This window comes from Kluyvera sp. EC_51, assembly GCF_019584505.1.
Taxonomy (GTDB): domain Bacteria; phylum Pseudomonadota; class Gammaproteobacteria; order Enterobacterales; family Enterobacteriaceae; genus Kluyvera; species Kluyvera sichuanensis.
The window spans coordinates 13,750-31,093 of record NZ_VDAG01000092.1; the positions used below are offsets into that span (position 1 = coordinate 13,750).

Annotated in this window: 14 protein-coding genes; 11 read left to right on the plus strand and 3 right to left on the minus strand. The window is 55.7% G+C overall.

Features of this window, described 5'->3' with window-relative positions; genetic code table 11:
- Positions 1-37: 37 nt before the first annotated feature.
- Together nuoM and nuoN are read left to right on the plus strand one after the other, a co-directional pair.
- Complete coding sequence (gene nuoM / locus FHC49_RS16875) at positions 38-1,567, plus strand: NADH-quinone oxidoreductase subunit M (protein WP_185666815.1); 1,530 nt, start codon at positions 38-40, stop codon at positions 1,565-1,567.
- Positions 1,568-1,573: 6 nt separating this feature from the next.
- Positions 1,574-3,031 carry an NADH-quinone oxidoreductase subunit NuoN gene (gene nuoN, locus FHC49_RS16880; protein WP_185666816.1) on the plus strand — a complete coding sequence of 486 codons (1,458 nt, stop codon included), beginning with the start codon at positions 1,574-1,576 and terminating at the stop codon, positions 3,029-3,031.
- A gap of 57 nt (positions 3,032-3,088) precedes the next feature.
- Here nuoN and FHC49_RS16885 read toward each other — a convergent pair whose 3' ends face one another.
- Complete coding sequence (locus tag FHC49_RS16885; RefSeq protein WP_185666817.1) at positions 3,089-3,718, minus strand: NUDIX hydrolase; 630 nt, start codon at positions 3,716-3,718, stop codon at positions 3,089-3,091.
- A 160-nt stretch (positions 3,719-3,878) separates the two neighbouring features.
- On the opposite strand from FHC49_RS16885, the gene FHC49_RS16890 reads away from it, so the two are divergent.
- From FHC49_RS16890 to FHC49_RS16910, 5 genes are all read left to right on the plus strand, one after another.
- The gene (locus FHC49_RS16890; protein WP_220440366.1) at positions 3,879-4,988 is read left to right on the plus strand and encodes an AI-2E family transporter; all 1,110 of its coding nucleotides are present in this window, start codon (positions 3,879-3,881) and stop codon (positions 4,986-4,988) included.
- Between the two features lie 117 nt (positions 4,989-5,105).
- On the plus strand, positions 5,106-6,887 hold the full coding sequence (locus FHC49_RS16895; protein ID WP_220440367.1) for a diguanylate cyclase: 1,782 nt from the start codon (positions 5,106-5,108) through the stop codon (positions 6,885-6,887).
- Between the two features lie 305 nt (positions 6,888-7,192).
- Complete coding sequence (locus tag FHC49_RS16900; RefSeq protein ID WP_185666820.1) at positions 7,193-7,909, plus strand: YebC/PmpR family DNA-binding transcriptional regulator; 717 nt, start codon at positions 7,193-7,195, stop codon at positions 7,907-7,909.
- Positions 7,910-8,179: 270 nt separating this feature from the next.
- Complete coding sequence (locus tag FHC49_RS16905; protein WP_185666821.1) at positions 8,180-8,839, plus strand: DUF1345 domain-containing protein; 660 nt, start codon at positions 8,180-8,182, stop codon at positions 8,837-8,839.
- Between the two features lie 152 nt (positions 8,840-8,991).
- Positions 8,992-10,473: an APC family permease gene (locus FHC49_RS16910; RefSeq protein WP_185666822.1), complete on the plus strand. Its 1,482-nt coding sequence runs from the start codon at positions 8,992-8,994 to the stop codon at positions 10,471-10,473.
- Between the two features lie 21 nt (positions 10,474-10,494).
- Here the strand turns inward: FHC49_RS16910 and FHC49_RS16915 are convergent, their stop codons facing one another.
- Together FHC49_RS16915 and FHC49_RS16920 are read right to left on the minus strand one after the other, a co-directional pair.
- Entirely contained in the window at positions 10,495-11,193 is a 699-nt protein-coding gene (locus tag FHC49_RS16915; protein WP_220440368.1) for a cache domain-containing protein, read from the minus strand.
- A gap of 7 nt (positions 11,194-11,200) precedes the next feature.
- Positions 11,201-11,932, minus strand: coding sequence for a FadR/GntR family transcriptional regulator (locus FHC49_RS16920; RefSeq protein WP_185666824.1), 732 nt, complete (start codon positions 11,930-11,932; stop codon positions 11,201-11,203).
- Positions 11,933-12,243: 311 nt separating this feature from the next.
- Here FHC49_RS16920 and FHC49_RS16925 point away from each other — a divergent pair, with 311 nt between their 5' ends.
- The 4 genes from FHC49_RS16925 to FHC49_RS16940 all read left to right on the plus strand — a co-directional run bounded on the left by FHC49_RS16925 (position 12,244) and on the right by FHC49_RS16940 (position 17,335).
- Entirely contained in the window at positions 12,244-13,671 is a 1,428-nt protein-coding gene (locus FHC49_RS16925; protein ID WP_220440369.1) for a gamma-aminobutyraldehyde dehydrogenase, read from the plus strand.
- A gap of 12 nt (positions 13,672-13,683) precedes the next feature.
- The gene (locus tag FHC49_RS16930) at positions 13,684-14,160 is read left to right on the plus strand and encodes an ester cyclase (protein WP_220440370.1); all 477 of its coding nucleotides are present in this window, start codon (positions 13,684-13,686) and stop codon (positions 14,158-14,160) included.
- Positions 14,161-14,242: 82 nt separating this feature from the next.
- Positions 14,243-16,135 carry an FAD/NAD(P)-binding protein gene (locus FHC49_RS16935; RefSeq protein ID WP_220440371.1) on the plus strand — a complete coding sequence of 631 codons (1,893 nt, stop codon included), beginning with the start codon at positions 14,243-14,245 and terminating at the stop codon, positions 16,133-16,135.
- Between the two features lie 3 nt (positions 16,136-16,138).
- Positions 16,139-17,335: a cytochrome c gene (locus FHC49_RS16940; RefSeq protein WP_220440372.1), complete on the plus strand. Its 1,197-nt coding sequence runs from the start codon at positions 16,139-16,141 to the stop codon at positions 17,333-17,335.
- The last annotated feature ends 9 nt before the right edge of the window (positions 17,336-17,344 follow it).

The window sequence follows — 17,344 nt, forward strand, 5'->3', positions numbered from 1 at the left end:
GTCGCCTCCGGATAGATTAATAAGGAAATGAATTGCCATGTTATTACCCTGGCTAATACTGATTCCCTTTATCGGCGGTTTCCTCTGCTGGCAGACCGAACGCTTTGGCGTGAAGATGCCGCGCTGGATCGCGCTGATCACCATGGGACTGACGCTGGCGCTTGGCCTGCAGCTGTGGCTGCAGGGCGGCTACTCACTCACCCAATCCACCGGTCTGCCGCAGTGGCAGTCTGAGTTCATCCTGCCGTGGATCCCACGTTTTGGGATAACGATTCACCTCGCTCTCGACGGCCTGTCGCTGCTGATGGTGGTGTTGACCGGTCTGCTGGGTGTGCTGGCGGTGCTCTGTTCCTGGAATGAAATCCAGAAATACCAGGGCTTCTTCCACCTCAACCTGATGTGGATCCTGGGCGGCGTTATCGGCGTGTTCCTGGCCATCGACATGTTCCTGTTCTTCTTCTTCTGGGAGATGATGCTGGTGCCGATGTACTTCCTGATCGCGCTGTGGGGCCATAAAGCCTCCGACGGTAAAACGCGTATCACGGCGGCCACCAAGTTCTTCATCTATACCCAGGCGAGCGGCCTGGTGATGCTGATTGCCATCCTGGCGCTGGTGTTCGTGCACCACGATGCGACCGGCGTATGGACCTTCAACTATCAGGACCTGCTGAAGACGCCAATGTCCCACGGCGTGGAATACCTGCTGATGCTGGGCTTCTTCATCGCCTTCGCGGTGAAAATGCCGGTGGTTCCGCTGCACGGCTGGCTGCCAGACGCGCACTCGCAGGCACCAACCGCCGGTTCCGTTGACCTTGCGGGTATCTTGCTGAAAACCGCGGCCTACGGTCTGCTGCGCTTCGCGCTGCCGCTGTTCCCGAACGCCTCTGCGGAGTTCGCGCCTATCGCCATGTGGCTGGGTGTAATTGGTATCTTCTACGGCGCATGGATGGCGTTCACGCAGTACGACATCAAACGTCTGATTGCTTACACCTCCGTTTCCCACATGGGCTTCGTGCTGATTGCTATCTACACCGGCAGCCAACTGGCTTACCAGGGCGCGGTTATCCAGATGATTGCGCACGGTCTGTCCGCAGCCGGCCTGTTCATCCTGTGTGGTCAGCTTTACGAACGTCTGCACACCCGCGACATGCGTCAGATGGGCGGCCTGTGGAGCAAAATTAAATGGCTGCCTGCGCTGTCACTGTTCTTCGCAGTCTGTACGCTGGGGATGCCGGGTACCGGTAACTTCGTCGGCGAATTCATGATCCTGTTCGGCAGCTACCATGTGGTTCCGACGATTACGGTGATTTCGACCTTCGGTCTGGTGTTCGCTTCCGTTTACTCGCTGGCGATGCTGCACCGTGCGTACTTTGGCAAAGCGAAGAGTGAAATCGCGGCAAAAGAACTGCCAGGGATGTCGCTGCGCGAGCTGTTTATCGTCCTGTTGCTGGTCGTGCTTCTGGTTCTGCTGGGCTTCTACCCGCAGCCGATTCTGGACACGTCACATTCTGCGATGAGTAACATCCAGCAGTGGTTTGTTAATTCTGTTTCAACTACAAGGCCGTAATTCGCCATGACAATAACTCCACAACAACTGATCGCGCTATTACCGCTGCTGATCGTCGGCTTGACGGTGGTGGTTGTGATGCTCTCCATTGCGTGGCGACGCAATCACTTCCTGAATGCCACGCTGTCAGTGCTTGGGCTTAACGCCGCGCTGGTCTCGCTCTGGTTTGTTGGTCAGGCGGGGGCGATGGACGTCACGCCGCTGATGCGCGTTGATGCCTACGCCATGTTCTACACTGGCCTGGTGCTGCTGGCGAGCCTTGCGACCTGTACCTTTGCTTACCCGTGGCTTGAGGGCTATACCGACAACAAGGAAGAGTTCTACCTGCTGGTGCTGATTGCTGCCCTCGGCGGCATTCTGCTGGCGAACGCCAACCACCTGGCGGCGCTGTTCCTCGGTATTGAGCTGATTTCTCTGCCGCTGTTTGGCCTGATTGGTTACGCGTTCCGCCAGAAACGTTCTCTGGAAGCGAGCATCAAATACACCATTCTGTCCGCCGCCGCATCGTCATTCCTGCTGTTCGGTATGGCGCTGCTGTACGCGCAGTCCGGCAACCTGTCTTTCGTCGCGCTCGGTAAGAGCCTCGGCGATAACATGCTGCACGAACCGCTGCTGCTGGCAGGCCTGGGGATGATGATTGTTGGCCTCGGCTTCAAGCTCTCTCTGGTGCCGTTCCACCTGTGGACGCCGGACGTTTATCAGGGTGCCCCTGCGCCGGTATCAACCTTCCTGGCCACCGCCAGCAAGATTGCTATCTTTGGCGTGGTGATGCGTCTGTTCCTGTATGCGCCGGTAGGCGACAGCGAAGCGGTACGCGTGGTGCTGGGTCTTATCGCCTTTGCCTCCATCATCTTCGGTAACCTGATGGCGCTGAGCCAGACCAACATCAAGCGTCTGCTCGGTTACTCCTCCATCTCTCACCTCGGCTACCTGCTGGTGGCGCTGATTGCGCTGCATAGCGGCGAGATGTCGATGGAAACCGTTGGCGTGTACCTGGCGGGTTACCTGTTCAGCAGCCTCGGCGCGTTTGGTGTCGTCAGCCTGATGTCCAGCCCGTACCGTGGCCCGGATGCAGAGTCTCTGTACGCCTACCGTGGTCTGTTCTGGCACCGTCCGATTCTGGCGGCGGTGATGACCGTGATGATGCTGTCTCTGGCCGGTATCCCAATGACCCTCGGCTTTATCGGCAAGTTCTACGTGCTGGCCGTCGGCGTCCAGGCACACCTGTGGTGGCTGGTTGGCGCGGTGGTTGTCGGTTCCGCGATTGGTCTCTACTACTACCTGCGTGTGGCGGTGAGCCTGTACCTGAGCGCGCCGGAAAAACCAAACCGCGATGCGCCGTCTAACTGGCAGTACAGCGCAGGCGGTATTGTGGTTCTGATCTCCGCGCTGCTGGTACTGGTGCTGGGTATCTATCCACAGCCGCTGATTAGCATTGTGCGCCTGGCGATGCCGATGATGTAATCCATCGTCACCGATGTGAAAAAACCCCGCGACGCGGGGTTTTTTATTGCCGGATATCTAGTCGCACCACACCGGTTCGTTTTCACGAATGCTGCGGATGCTAGCGTGGATCTCTTCCGGCACGATACGCGTCAGGGAGAGCGGCGGCAGATTGTTCGGGTCAACGTAGGCGATATCCAGCGATTCATGGCTGATGGCAAGCTCGCCGCCCAGCGTTTCGCAGAGGAAAATCAGCTTATAGACATGCCAGGGATAGGGCGGATGCCCGTGCTGGTTGCGGTCCCAGACGCCGAGAAGGCGGCTCACCTTCACCTCAAGCCCGGTCTCTTCACGCACTTCACGCTCGACCGCTTGCGCAGGGCTATCGCCAATATCGGCCCAACCTCCCGGCAGGCTCCAGCCTTTATCGTCAGATTCCTGAACCATCAGCAGCTTGCCTTCATGCAGAATGATGGCGCGGACGTCGGTTTTTGGCGTGGCGTAGCCGGTGTCTACCTTATGCAGATTTTTCAGCGTGGCTTCCGGCAGGTCAAAGCGCGCGGTTAGCATTCGTTCGGCGATGCCCATCAGCTCTTCATAACGCTCCCGGTCATAGGCGTCTTTGGTGTAGGTGAGTCCGGTCTGCGCCAGCGCTTGTAAACGTTGGGCAATGCGTGCAAGTTCATTATCGTTGAGTACTTCTGACATGCTTCCTCCCGTTGTGTCTTCCGGTCAATGGGCCGGAAAACGGTCTTTGTAGGTTACCAGGCGCGGTCACTTGTCCGTTAGGGAGAATGAACATGCCGCCTGGTAAATCCGGCTAAACGCTTCTATAGTCGAGACTGTTTCCCCGCAACAGGACTCACTAATGCGATTTAACGGATTGACCAAAGGCTTCTTTATTTTCATTCTCGCGCTCGTGACCTGGGCATTCTTCGATGTACTGTCGCCGTATTTCTCCGCCATTCTATGGGCCGCGATACTCACCGTCGTCTTTAACCCGGTGAAAAACAAACTGCGCAGCATACTGGGCGATCGTAACGGATTGGCCTCGCTGCTGACTATCGGCATTATCTGTCTGATCGTTTTTATTCCATTGATGGTGATCCTCTCCTCGCTGGCGCTTGAGCTAAACGTGGTGTACACCAAGCTGCAGGAGAACAACACCCGTTTTCCGCAGGTGATAGCCAGCCTGTTCTCGCATCTGCCGCATTGGGCGCGCGGGTTCCTGATAGAACACAATCTCGATAACGTCGCACAGATCCAGAAAAAACTCTCTGACGTCGCGCTGGCGGGTGGGCAGTACCTTGCTGGCAGCGCCTTCTTGATTGGTAAAGGGACGTTTGGCTTTGCCATCAGTTTCGGCATCATGCTCTATCTGCTGTTCTTCCTGCTGAAAGACGGGCCGTTTCTGGTGCGCCAGATCCTCGACTCCTTACCGCTGACGGATATCGTTAAGCAGCACCTGTTTGCCAAGTTTGTCGGCGTCACGCGGGCGACGGTCAAAGGCACGGCGGTGGTCGCGGTGGTGCAGGGGACGCTCGGCGGCATAGCCTTTGCTATTGTCGGCATTGACGGCAGCGTGCTGTGGGGCGCGCTGATGGCGTTTCTCTCGCTGGTGCCAGCCGTAGGGTCGGCGATTATCTGGGTACCGGCGGCAATCTTCCTCTTCGCCACCCAGCAGGTGTGGCAGGGGCTATTTATCGTCGGCTTCTTCGTGATTATTGTCGGGCTGGTGGACAATATTCTGCGCCCGCTGCTGGTGGGCAAAGATACCAAAATGCCTGACTACCTGATTCTTATCACCACCATTGGCGGTATGGAAATTTACGGTATCAACGGCTTTGTGATTGGCCCGCTGATTGCCGCGCTGTTCCTCGCCTGCTGGAACCTCTTCTCCGGGCGAGATCACGCCGGGAACGTCGAGGGGCTGGACGAAGAGTTTATCGAAGAGGGCAAAAGCCCGCCCGAGGCATGACGATCACGAAATAGCAAAAGGCGGCCTGAGGTCGCCTTTTTATTGTCACGAGAAATCAGGCGTTTCCTATAATTTCAATCATGCTTCTTGTTTTCAGGTAGTAGAAGGAACCGACAGGTGAGAATTGCCACAATAACCAACTGGGCCTACGGCGCGACGGTATGTCTGACGATTGCCTCCGGTATCGTCATGTTGATGGCCTCCAGTGCGGATAACGCCGAACGGCAGGCGGTACAGCAGCGTCTGATGTTCGACCAACTGACGGACGAGGTCGACGGCGATGCCTGGTCGCTCTCTGACCTGGCGCGCCTGTACGTAGTGAATAAAGACCCGGCGGTGTTGAGTGAATACCAGCAACGAGAAAAGCAGCAGGTTGAGATTGAACAGCGTCTGTCAAAGCTCAAAGACGCCGGTGCGACAGGGGAAGAGCTGGCGCTGCTGCATGAAGGGCTGGAGATTGTTGATGGGCTTCAGGATGAACAGCAAACGGCGCTCGCCAACCTCGCACACGATCAGGCTCCGCTGGCGGTTTCGCTGCTGTATGGCAAAGTCTACGAGCAGGAGCTTGACCGGGCGCAGGAGCGCATGGACCATTTCCGCCAGATGCTCGATAGCCGGGCGCTGCGTGCGGTTCAGGAGGCGACCCGCGACTCTCGTATGCTGCGCACGCTGTCGGAGGTGATGGTCGGGCTGACGGCGCTGCTGTTTTTATTCGTCCTCGGTTTTATTTTAAAACGCCGCGTGCTGCGCCCGGTCGTGCGGTTGAGCGATGTGGTGCATCGCCTGGCCTCGCAGGACTATGCCGTTGAAACGCCGAGCTTTAACCAGATTGATGAAATTGGCGACATGGCGCAGGCGATCCGCATTTTCCGCGAGAACGGCCTGGTGCGGCAGCAGCTTGAACGGCAGCGCGATGCCGACTGGGCGATACGCGAACTGCTGGCGCGCATGACCCAGCGTCTGCAGGGCTGCGAGTGTTTTGATGATGTGGTTAACGTCGCCGAGCTTTTTGCCCCGAACATTGCGCCGGGCGTGGCGGGGCGACTCTATATCCTCGACCGCGACCCGTGGCAGATGCGCTGCGTGGCCTCCTGGCTTTCCCCGGAGGGCGAACCAACGCCGTTCCATCCGGATGAGTGCTGGGCAGTGCGCCGCGGGCAGAGCCACCCGCCGGTACATGGCGAGCCGGATATCGGCTGCTACCATCTGCCGGAGTCATGCCTCGACCATACGCTGTGCGTCCCGCTGATTGCCCAGGGCGAGGCCATTGGCCTGCTCTCATTCCAGAATCTCAACGACCAGACTGCACCTTCCCGCGCCTACCTTGAACTGATGGCGGAAGCGCTGGGCCTGGCGTTAGCCAACCAGCGCCTGCGTGACGCGCTGCTGGAAAAAGCGCTCTACGACCCGCTCACTGGTCTACGTAACCGCCACCATCTGGACGATATCCTGAATACCCAGATGAGCCAGGCGATTCGCAACGAAGAGCCGATGAGCTGTTTGATGATCGATATCGATCACTTCAAAAACATCAACGATCGCTTCGGCCACGAGGCGGGCGACGGCGTGATTAAAAGCGTCGCCTCCACTATTCAGCGCGTGGTGAACGACCGCGGTATGGCTTTCCGTTACGGCGGCGAAGAGTTTCTGGTGCTGCTGTACGACGTGGATGATGAGGCCGCCAACCGCATCGCCAGTGAGATTTTCGACGGCGTGCGCGAACTGGTGCTGCGCTTTAGCGGTGCGGAGATTGGTCATGTGGATGTCTCCATCGGCGTGGCAAGCTACCCGCAGCACGCCCAGAGCGACAGCCTGCTGCGTGCGGCGGACGTGGCGCTGTATCGGGCGAAAGAGCTAGGGCGTTCGCGGATAGTGAGCTTTGGGGCGCTGGCAGGGTAGGGCAGGTGTGCGTGGTTTTATAATAAAATGACGGCGGTATTTTTCAGGAATGCCGCCTTATTTCTATTATATTTTATTGCTAGCGTTTGGTTATTAATAATAGAAATATAATATCCTGGAGCTCATTTCAAAATAATTCACCCGCAATGTTAATTATTTATATAATTAAAGTAACACGTCGTGAAAGTTGGCTGTTTTTAGTTCTCATAGACGAGTATTTACATATCATGATATAATGCGGAGGAAAAACGTGCAGATTATTAATCTGGCGTTAACGTAAATAAATATTTGAGGGGACTCTTCCAGTGGGACGTAAATGGGCCAATATCGTTGCTAAAAAAACGGCTAAAGACGGTGCAACGTCAAACGTATATGCAAAGTTCGGTGTAGAAATCTATGCTGCTGCTAAACAAGGCGAGCCAGATCCAGAATCAAACTCCGCGTTAAAATTCGTTATTGAACGTGCTAAACAAGCACAGGTTCCAAAGCACGTTATTGATAAAGCTATTGATAAAGCCAAAGGCGGCGGAGACGAAACCTTCGTAGCAGGGCGTTATGAAGGCTTTGGGCCAAGCGGTTCTATGCTTATCGCTGAAACGCTGACCTCTAATGTTAACCGCACGATTGCTAATGTCCGCAACATTTTCAATAAAAAAGGCGGGAACATCGGCGCAACGGGTGCGGTCAGCTATATGTTTGACAACACCGGTGTGATTGTATTTAAGGGAACAGACCCTGATAGTATTTTTGAAATTCTGCTTGAAGCTGAAGTGGAAGTTCGTGATGTGACTGAAGAAGAAGGCAACATTATTGTTTATACTGAAGCCACCGACCTTCATAAAGGTATTGCCGCGCTGAAAGCGTCTGGTATTACTGAATTCGCGACCACAGAATTAGAAATGATTGCGCAGTCAGAAATTGAACTGTCACCAGAAGATTTAGCCATCTTTGAAGGGCTTGTTGATGCTCTTGAAGATGATGACGATGTGCAGAAAGTCTATCACAACGTTGCTAACCTCTAATTATAGATTACAGAAATCTGCCGTTATGGCAGATTTTTAAATTTATAAAGACGTTATAAATATATCCAGCCTGATATATTTTTTGCCAAAGGCAGCGCTAAAAGATAGCTAACAGCGGTTTAAATACCGCTGTAATTAGCACTAAATGAAAGAACTTCCCACCTCGCCGTTGACCTATCAGTAGCATCTACTTTCAAGGGCCAACCCGCGAAGATTTGAAGGGTTAGGGCTACAGTTAATCTATCGTCCCTTTTCTAAGCCACTCACATCATGACCCTTTCTCTCGGTACTTACTTTCGCGCGCGTCTGCGCTTACTGATGGCTATTCTGGCCGGGCTAATCTGTTTCTTTACTCTTCCTCCCGCGCTGGGTTATTTGCAGCGGTTGCTGATTAGCTGGAACGTGCTGGCGTGGCTGTATCTGTTCTTTATGTGGTTTCTGATGCTGCGTACCGATGTGCGGGACATTCCGCGCATTGCCAGAATGCAGGATGAAAGCGCGGGGCTGGTGCTGGGCATGGTGATTGTTGGTTGTCTGGTCAGCATCCTGGCGATTCTGGTTGAGCTGACGTCGCTTAAGCATCTTTCCGGCACGCCGCGGGTACTGCATCTGTTGCTCACCGGCGCCACGCTGGCGGTATCCTGGGCCTTGCTTCCCACCTCATTTGCCATGCATTACGCTCACCACCATTATCTGCACCGTAGCGAAGAGGTCACGCCGATGATCTTCCCGGAAAAACCAGGGGAACCGGGCTACTGGGATTTCCTCTATTACTCCTTCACCATCGCCGTCGCGTCACAAACCGCTGATGTGGCGACGGGGACTACCGATATGCGACAAATCACGCTGCTCCATTCGGTTATCTCTTTTGTATTCAATCTGGCGATTCTGGGCCTGTCGGTGAACGTCGGGGCGGGGCTGCTGAGCTAAATGCAGCATAATTTCGGACAAACCATTCCTTAGCACCCTAAGTCCACACTAAAACTTAACAAAAATGTGACAATGACAATATACATATAACTTATTATCTTTTATAAATTAGCGGGTGTACTCTGCGCTTTACCTACAAATGAGAAACGTATATGGAACAGACACCTGCTAAAAAAACTGAACATATTCAGTCTGATAACAAAGAGCAATTCACAAGATCTATTGGCCTGGTCTCAAATTTCGCGTTGGGTTTTACCTATCTTTCGCCGCTGACCGCCGTCTACTCGCTGTTTGCCCTGGCGGTGACGCTGGCGGGGCCACCGGCGGTATGGTGGATTCTGATCGTCGCCTGCGGGCAGCTGCTGGTGGCGCTGGTTTTTGGTGAAGTCTCTTCGCAATACCCGATTACCGGGGGGTTATACCCTTGGGCCAGACGCCTGTGGGGGAAAAAATACGCCTGGATTGCTGCCTGGATCTACCTCTGGGCGCTGGTCGTGACCGTTACCTCCATTGCGGAATACACCGCGACCTTCGTTGAGTCGTTGTTCAAGTACGGACAAACGCCGATGACGATGTTGATAACCTCAGCGGTACTGCTGCTGATGATGATGGCTATCAATATGTCGGGTACCAAAAACCTGGCGCGCGTCGCCCGTATCGGCTTCTGGTGCGAGATTGTCAGCGTAATTGCGCTGGGCATCTACTTACTGATTTTCCATCGCACTCAGCCGTTCTCGGTGATCTTCGACTCGATGGGCGTGATGGCGCATGATGGCAGCTACACCACCGCCTTTATGTCCGCCGCGCTGATGGGCCTGTTTATGTTCTTTGGCTTCGAAGCCTGCGGCAACGTGGCGGAAGAGGTGCAAAACCCAGGCAAGAAGATCCCGGTCGCCATGATTTTAAGTATCGTCTTCGGCGCTATCTCCGCCATTATCTCGGTACTGGGCTATCTGCTCTCCTCACCGAATCTGCTCAATATCGTGAACGGCAAGGTGGCGGATCCTATCCCGGCAATTTTGCATGAAGCGCTGGGTGAAACCGGTGCGACGGTATTTATCGTGATCGCGATTATTGCCATGCTCTCCTGCATTCTCTCTCTGCAGGCGGCGTTAAGCCGACTGATCTTCTCCTTCTCCCGCGACAAAATGTTACCGGGCAGCGAGTGGATGTCTAAAATCTCCAAAAACAGCGTGCCGGACAACGCGATGATCGTCAGCTGCCTGCTGCCGGTGATTGTCTGCGTCTGCGTCTACTTCCAGCCTGACAACCTGGCGCGTATTACCGCGTTTGCGGTGATCGGCATTTATATCTCCTTCCAGATGGTAGTGCTGGCCGCCATGCGTCAACGCCTGAACGGCTGGAAACCGGCCGGTGAGTGGACTATCGGTGGCTGGGGGACGCTGGTGAATGGACTGGCGCTGGCCTATGGCGTCGCGGCTATCTGGCTGCTGGCGCAGCCTGCGGAAGGGAGTACCTTCCTCGATCGCTGGACGGTGCTGATTGGACTGGCGATTGTGCTGGGAACCGGTCTGCTCTATATGGCGATTGCGCGACCGTTTGGTCGCTCCAGCGCGCCGGAAAATGATGCCATCGCCTATGCGGATGAGCTGAAAGCAAGAGAAAGTTATTAATACTCAAGGGCCTGCGGGCCCTTAATTGTCACATTGATACAGAATGAAGTAGTCGCTTTGATGAAGCACCGTAGCCGGGAGCGTGGTCAGCAGATTGCCCACCCGGAAACGGGGTTCAGTCGAAAAAATGATGCGTCTGTCGCGGTTAGTCAGCACCACTTTTGCGGGAGGGCGACAGGAAAGCAGCTCCTCTTCAATCTGGCCTACCAGCATATCGATAGCCGCCACGCCAAGAAATTGCCCATTGCTGTAAACCGGCACCGCAGAGGTGAGGGTGTACGCGGTATTACAGACGTAATCCACATAAGGGCCGTGAATACAGGCCTTACCCACCGACGGCGTGTGTTTAAACCACTCAAATGTTCTGAAATCCAGCCGCTGCTGGGTAGCCTGATCCAGGTCGAGATTGACCTGCTGCATCCCGTTGGCCTTTTTAAACCACCACTCCAGCAACCAGTATTCGCTGGTAGTCGGGCTGCTCTCAATATGGCTGGCAAAACCGGCCCCCGAGCAGTAGCGGTTATGCTGCAACGTGTGCTGGATATGCCCCTGAATGGTGGCCTTCACGGCAGGCTCTAATAACATCTCCGCCGACGCCTTTTGCCCGCTAGTGATGCTTTCACGTATGCGGTCAGCCAGCGCGACGGTGGACGCCACTGTTGAGGCGGTAATATCCTCAATTTTATCTATCAGGGTGGTAAACGATATGGGAGAGGTCATTTTGCGGTCAGCCTTCGCTCAGATTATATTTCATCTTTTGGTCGATCAGGTGGTAGATAAACGTATCAATAAGTCGGGTTGCAATCGCCATGGCGGCCAGTTCGTCGTGGTTCGCCAGCGCCTCCGTCAGCGTCTCGTACAGGGCCACAACCTGCGGGAAAATCTCATCGGAACGGTAGAGTACCGCCACCAGTGAGGCCCACTCAGCCTGCAGCTGTAGCTCCTGGTTTGCCAGCCTGGCGGAATGCGAGCTGGCGGCAAGCGCCAGCAGACAGCGCATATCAGACTGGGTTCTTTGCTCCGGCGTGTCGGCGTGTTTCAGCACGTCAACAAACCCTCGCAGCCGGTCAATATCCGCCGCGGTCACCCGGCGGGAGGCTAGCCTGGCACTATGGCTGATAATGGCGGAGTGCATCTCTCCTAAATCGGAAAGGTAATCCGTGCTGATGGTTTTGAACGGGTGCAGGCTGCTGTTTTTATCGCGCACGTTTTCGCACACGAAGCTGCCGCCATTTCTACCACGCACGGTGTAGATCAATTCATTGGCCCGCAGCGTGTTAAGCGCCTCGCGGATCGTAATGTGCGAAACGCCCATCATTTTCGCTAAGTCGGTTTCATTGGGCAGCTGTTCATGAGGTTCCAGCAGCCCGGTAATGATCGCGTTGGAGAGGCGCTGAACTATTTGATCGGAGCGACTGGCCTGTCCAATAGGCGCAAAGATAACTGCATGAGTAATCATAAGCTTTTCTATTATTTATTCCCTGAAAGAGCACCCTTCTTAACATAAGCCTGCCGGGCAGGAAAGGAGAGAATCACGGCAGATAACCCCCGTTTTCGCGATCTCCTGGCCTGCTGGCACTGAGCCAACATAGCGTAATCCCGTCGGTGAGCAATCCCTCCCCGCTTAGATTTAGCTATTTTGTGATTCTAATGTAAGAAAATAGTTAAATTTGCGAAGCGTATCATATTGTTCGCTCAGCACGTTTGAATCCTGACGGTAACAAATATATTACATAAGTTTCTTTATGTTTTAAATGTCAGGAGTTGGTCATGAACACGCTGAAGCATTTTATTAACGGACAGTTTGTCTCGTCGTCGTCGGAAGAGTCGTTTGAGCTAGTGAGCCCGGTCGACGGCGAATGCTATGCCATGAGCCCGAACGGCGGCAAAGCGGAGGTCGATCAGGCTTACGCGGCGGCAAAAGCGGCTTTCGCGGTATGGAAAAAATCGACCCCGGCGCAGCGTCAGAAGGCGCTGCTGAATCTTGCGGATGCGATTGAAAGCAACGCCGCGCGCCTGGCGGAAATTCAGAGCCAGGAGACCGGGCAGCTGCGGCACTTTATCGAGAAAGAGGAAATTGCCGCGTCCTGCGACGCCATTCGCTTTTTTGCCGGGGCCGCACGCTGCCTGGAAGGTAAAGCCAGCGGGGAGTACAGCGAAGGTTTTACCTCCACGATTCGCCGCGAACCGCTGGGGATCGTGGGGCAGGTGACCCCCTGGAACTACCCCTTCATGATGGCGGTATGGAAAATTGCTCCGGCGCTGGCAGCAGGTAACACGGTGGTGTTAAAGCCGAGCGACACGACCCCTATCAGCACCCTGATGCTGGCGGAACTTGCCGCGCCATTCTTCCCGGCAGGGGCGTTTAATGTGGTGCTGGGTAAGGCCGGTACCGGTTCGCTGGTGGTCTCAAACCCCACGGCCTCGCTGGTATCGATTACTGGCTCCGTGCGTGCCGGTCTGCAGGTCGCCGCATCGGCGGCAGCCAACCTGACCAAAGCGCATCTGGAGTTGGGCGGTAAAGCGCCGGTAGTGGTGTTTGCCGATGCCAATCTGGACAAAGCCGTCGATACCATCCTCACCGCCGGGTTCTTCAACGCCGGGCAGGACTGCACCGCCGCCACGCGCCTGCTGGTTGAGCAGTCGGTCTACGACGTCTTCCTGCAAAAACTGCTCGAGAAAGGCAAAGCCATCCGTTTTGGGCTGCCGGACGATAAGTCTGCGCTTTACGGCGCGCTGAACAGCAAAAATCAGCTGGAGCAGGTGAAAGGCTTTATTGAGCGCCTGCCGTCGCACGCCAGAATTGAGATGGGCGGCCATGCGGGGCCGGGGCCGGGCTTCTACTTCGAACCGACGCTGATCTCTGGTCTGCATCAGCAGGACGAAGCCATCCAGCATGAAGTCTTCGGCCCGGTGATGACCATTCAATCGTTTAACAGCGAAGAAGAAGCGCTGCATAAGGCCAATGACGTGGAGTATGGCCTGGCGGCCAGCGTCTGGACCAGTAACCACGGCCGTGCCCAGCGTTTCAGCATCGAGCTGGATTTCGGCACCGTATGGGTCAACAACCACATCCCGCTGTGTGCCGAAATGCCTCACGGCGGCTTCAAAAAGTCCGGCTATGGCAAAGATCTCTCCTCCTATTCACTCGACGAGTACACCAGAGTGAAACACATCATGTGCGATATCACTGAATAACAAGGATAAAAAATGAAAACCCTTAAAGTTGCCCTTTTTTCCGCCGTGCTGTTCTCCGGGCTGGCGCAGGCCCATAGCTCCTCTATGGAAGTCGTAAAAGCCTATATGGCGGCATGGAATGCCCATGATGCCAGCAAGGCGGCGACCCTGCTGTCCAGCGACGTGGTCTATTACGACGCGGCGGCGGGTGAGCCGGTGAAGGGCCGGGATAACGCCGAAAAAGAGGTGATCGGTGCCTTTATCCACGCCGTTCCTGACCTGAAATGGACCATGACCGATAAGCCGGTTTACGACAAAGATACCGTTGCCTTCCGCTGGCAGTTTGTCGGCAAAAACAGCGGTGAGTGGGCAGGTAGCCCGGCTACCAACAACGCCATCAAATTTGAAGGCGTGAGCTATATCCGTGTGAAGGACGGAAAAATCACCTGGCAGGGGGATTATTACGATTCCAAAAAGCTGGATGAAGAGCTGAAACCTGAGAACAAATAATCGGCCACCCCCTTTGCAAAAAGGGGGGACGTTTAACCTGGCATCCTGAACCGGGTGTCAGCCATAAAAGACAGGATTATCAATGGCAATCACCAGACGTGATTTTCTTAACGGTGTGGCAATTACCATCGCGGCCGGGCTGACGCCGCTGGAGTGGGCGCGGGCGGCAGGCAAAGAGAATGAGTTTATCCACGGGGAGGCTTACCCCCCAGCGCTCACCGGTCTGCGCGGCAACCACCCCGGTTCATTTGAGATGGCCCATGCCCTGGGCCGTGAGCATGAAAAGTTTGATTTCGGCACTCTGCCGTTTGAAGAAGAGTATGACCTGGTTATCGTCGGCGGCGGGATAAGCGGGCTGGCTGCGGCCTGCTTCTGGCGCGAGAAAATGGGGCCGGAAAGTAAAATCCTGATCCTCGATAACCACGACGATTTCGGCGGCCATGCCAAACGTAACGAATTTACCGTCGGCAATAAAACGCTCATCGGCTATGGCGGCAGCGAGGCGTTTCAGTCTCCCACCCACAACTTTAGCCCGGAAGTGAATGGCTTGATGCAGAAGTTGGGGGTGAGTATCACCCGCATGAAAGAGAGCTTTGACGTCAATTTCTACCCGGATCAGCAGCTCAGCCGTGGCGTCTTTTTTGATAAGAAAAACTTTGGCGAGACCAAAATCGTCAGCGGCGATCCGGGCCGTGCGGTCGCAGATGATATTCCTCCGGACAGGCTGAATGGCCGTAGCATGGAAGCGTTCATCAATGATTTTCCGCTGGTGGAGAGCGATAAAAAAGCGCTTCTCGACCTCTACGAACATCCACGGGACTATCTGCCGGGCATGAGCCAGGAAGAGAAAATCGCCTGGATGGATACCCATAGCTACAGCGAGTTTCTCAGCGATAAGGTAGGGCTCAGCAAGATGGCTCGCCTTTACTTCCAGCAGCGCTCCAACGATTTCTTCGCCATTGGCATTGAGGGCATTTCCGCCACCGACGCCCGCGCCTGCGCGCTGCCGGGGATGGAAGCGCTTGGCCTGCCGCCGCTGGATGGCGAAACGCTGGCCGACCTCGAAGAGCCGTATGTGTATCACTTCCCGGACGGCAACGCAGGTCTGGCACGCCTGATGGTGCGCCACCTTCTGCCTGACGCGCTGCCGGGCAGCACCATGGAAGACTCGGTCACTTCCCGCCTCGATTACAGCAAGCTTGATCTGGCCAAAAACAGCACCCGCCTGCGGTTGAGCAGCATTGTTATCAACGCTGCCAACGAGCAGGACGGGGTGAGTATCACCTACATCAACGACGGCAAGCTCCATCGCGTTCGGGGACGCAACGCGGTGATGGCAGGCTACAACATGATGATCCCGTATCTGGTGCCCGAGATGCCTGAGGAGCAAAAGGCCGACATGCGGCTGAACGTCAAAGCGCCGCTGGTGTACACCAACGTGGCGGTGAAAAACTGGCAGGCGTTTAAAACCCTCGGCGTGCATGAGTTTTACTCACCGACGGCGCCTTACAGCCGGGTAAAACTCGACTATCCGGTGAGCATGGGCGGGTACGAACACTCCCATGGCCCGGATGAGCCGATCGTGCTGCATATGGTCTTTGTCCCTACCTACCCAGGCAGCAATATGAGCGCGCGGGAGCAGTTCCGCAAAGGCCGAGCCTGGCTGCTCGGCACCTCTTTTGAGGCGCATGAAAAAATGATCCGCGACCAGCTCCAGGAGATGTTTGGCGCGGTCGGGTTCGACCATCAGCGGGATATCGCTGGGATCACCGTGAACCGCTGGGCGCATGGCTACGCCTACTATGCCTGCTCGTTGTTCGACGATATGGACAAAATCCCCGACATTATCTCCCGCGCGAGAAAGCCCGTTGGCCGCATCACCATCGCCAACTCCGATTCAGACTGGAGCGCTTACGCCCACGCGGCGATCGACCAGGCCTGGCGTGCCGTCAACGAACTCAAGGATATGGGGTAAGCGATGCGTATCGTAACCATGTTATTCACCGGCCTGCTTTCTGTTGGGGCCTCTGCGGCACCGATGACGGGGGAGTATATCGCCCGCGTTGCCGATTGCATGGCCTGCCACACGGCAGAAGGCGGTTCCCCTCTGGCGGGGGGCAAGAAATTTCCGACTCCCGTCGGTGATATTTATTCCACCAATATCACCCCGGATAAAACCCACGGCATCGGTAACTACAGCTATGCCGATTTTGAAAAGGCCGTGCGTCAGGGGATAGCCAAAGACGGCCATCCGCTCTATCCGGCTATGCCTTATCCCTCCTACGCCCGGATGAGCGATAGCGATATTCACGCCCTGTACGACTACTTTATGAAAGGCGTCGCGCCCTCAGAGAAAGCCAATCAGGAGAGTGACATTCCCTGGCTGCTCTCCGCTCGCTGGCCGTTGCATGTCTGGAACTGGCTGTTCCTGGACCCGCCGACGGGAGAACGTCGTCCGCTGTCGGATCCCGTGCTTCAGCGGGGCGCGTACCTGGTTGAAGGGGCCGGTCATTGCGGGGCGTGCCATACGCCGCGAGGCGTGGCGATGAACGAAAAAGCCTACAGCAACCAGGATGATACGTTCCTGAGCGGTGCCATGATTGACGGCTGGTATGCACCGTCGCTGCGAACGCTGTCGCTGCCGGAAAACGAGCTGACCTCGCTTATCGTCACCGGTAGGAGCAAGCATGCCGCTGTATCGGGCTCTATGGCGGAAGTGGTCAGTCAGAGCACCCAATATCTGACGCCTGACGATGCCACCGCCATTTCCCGTTACCTGTTAAGCCTCAATAACAATAAGCGCACGGCGACGCCTGCCAGCCATGTGGCTACCGCTGCGTCTGCTTCTCCGGCAGCGGGGAAAACCCTGTATGGCCGCTACTGTTCCACCTGTCACGGCACCGAGGGGAAAGGCACCGATGACAACGTTCCTTCGCTGGTGAATAACCCTCTCGTCAGCGCCAAAGCGGCCACGCCGCTGCTGCGTGTGGTCACGCAAGGCGCGGAAACGCCGACGACCGTGGGCAACGTCTCGTTCAGAATGCCTGGCTATGGGGATGTGATGACCGACGAAGAGATGCGCGACGTGGTGAATTACGTTCGGCAAAGCTGGGGTAACGGCGCGGGCGATGTCACGGCCGATGATGTGGCGAAGGTGAAAGCATCTCACCCTTAACCTGGCATA

Excerpts from the sequence above, each read along its gene's own strand:
- nuoM (WP_185666815.1), top strand. The coding sequence starts at position 38 with ATGTTATTACCCTGGCTAATACTGATTCCCTTTATCGGCGGTTTCCTC.
- nuoN (WP_185666816.1), top strand. The coding sequence starts at position 1,574 with ATGACAATAACTCCACAACAACTGATCGCGCTATTACCGCTGCTGATC.
- FHC49_RS16885 (WP_185666817.1), bottom strand. The coding sequence starts at position 3,718 with ATGTCAGAAGTACTCAACGATAATGAACTTGCACGCATTGCCCAACGT.
- FHC49_RS16890 (WP_220440366.1), top strand. The coding sequence starts at position 3,879 with ATGCGATTTAACGGATTGACCAAAGGCTTCTTTATTTTCATTCTCGCG.
- FHC49_RS16905 (WP_185666821.1), top strand. The coding sequence starts at position 8,180 with ATGACCCTTTCTCTCGGTACTTACTTTCGCGCGCGTCTGCGCTTACTG.
- FHC49_RS16910 (WP_185666822.1), top strand. The coding sequence starts at position 8,992 with ATGGAACAGACACCTGCTAAAAAAACTGAACATATTCAGTCTGATAAC.
- FHC49_RS16915 (WP_220440368.1), bottom strand. The coding sequence starts at position 11,193 with ATGACCTCTCCCATATCGTTTACCACCCTGATAGATAAAATTGAGGAT.
- FHC49_RS16920 (WP_185666824.1), bottom strand. The coding sequence starts at position 11,932 with ATGATTACTCATGCAGTTATCTTTGCGCCTATTGGACAGGCCAGTCGC.
- FHC49_RS16925 (WP_220440369.1), top strand. The coding sequence starts at position 12,244 with ATGAACACGCTGAAGCATTTTATTAACGGACAGTTTGTCTCGTCGTCG.
- FHC49_RS16930 (WP_220440370.1), top strand. The coding sequence starts at position 13,684 with ATGAAAACCCTTAAAGTTGCCCTTTTTTCCGCCGTGCTGTTCTCCGGG.
- FHC49_RS16935 (WP_220440371.1), top strand. The coding sequence starts at position 14,243 with ATGGCAATCACCAGACGTGATTTTCTTAACGGTGTGGCAATTACCATC.
- FHC49_RS16940 (WP_220440372.1), top strand. The coding sequence starts at position 16,139 with ATGCGTATCGTAACCATGTTATTCACCGGCCTGCTTTCTGTTGGGGCC.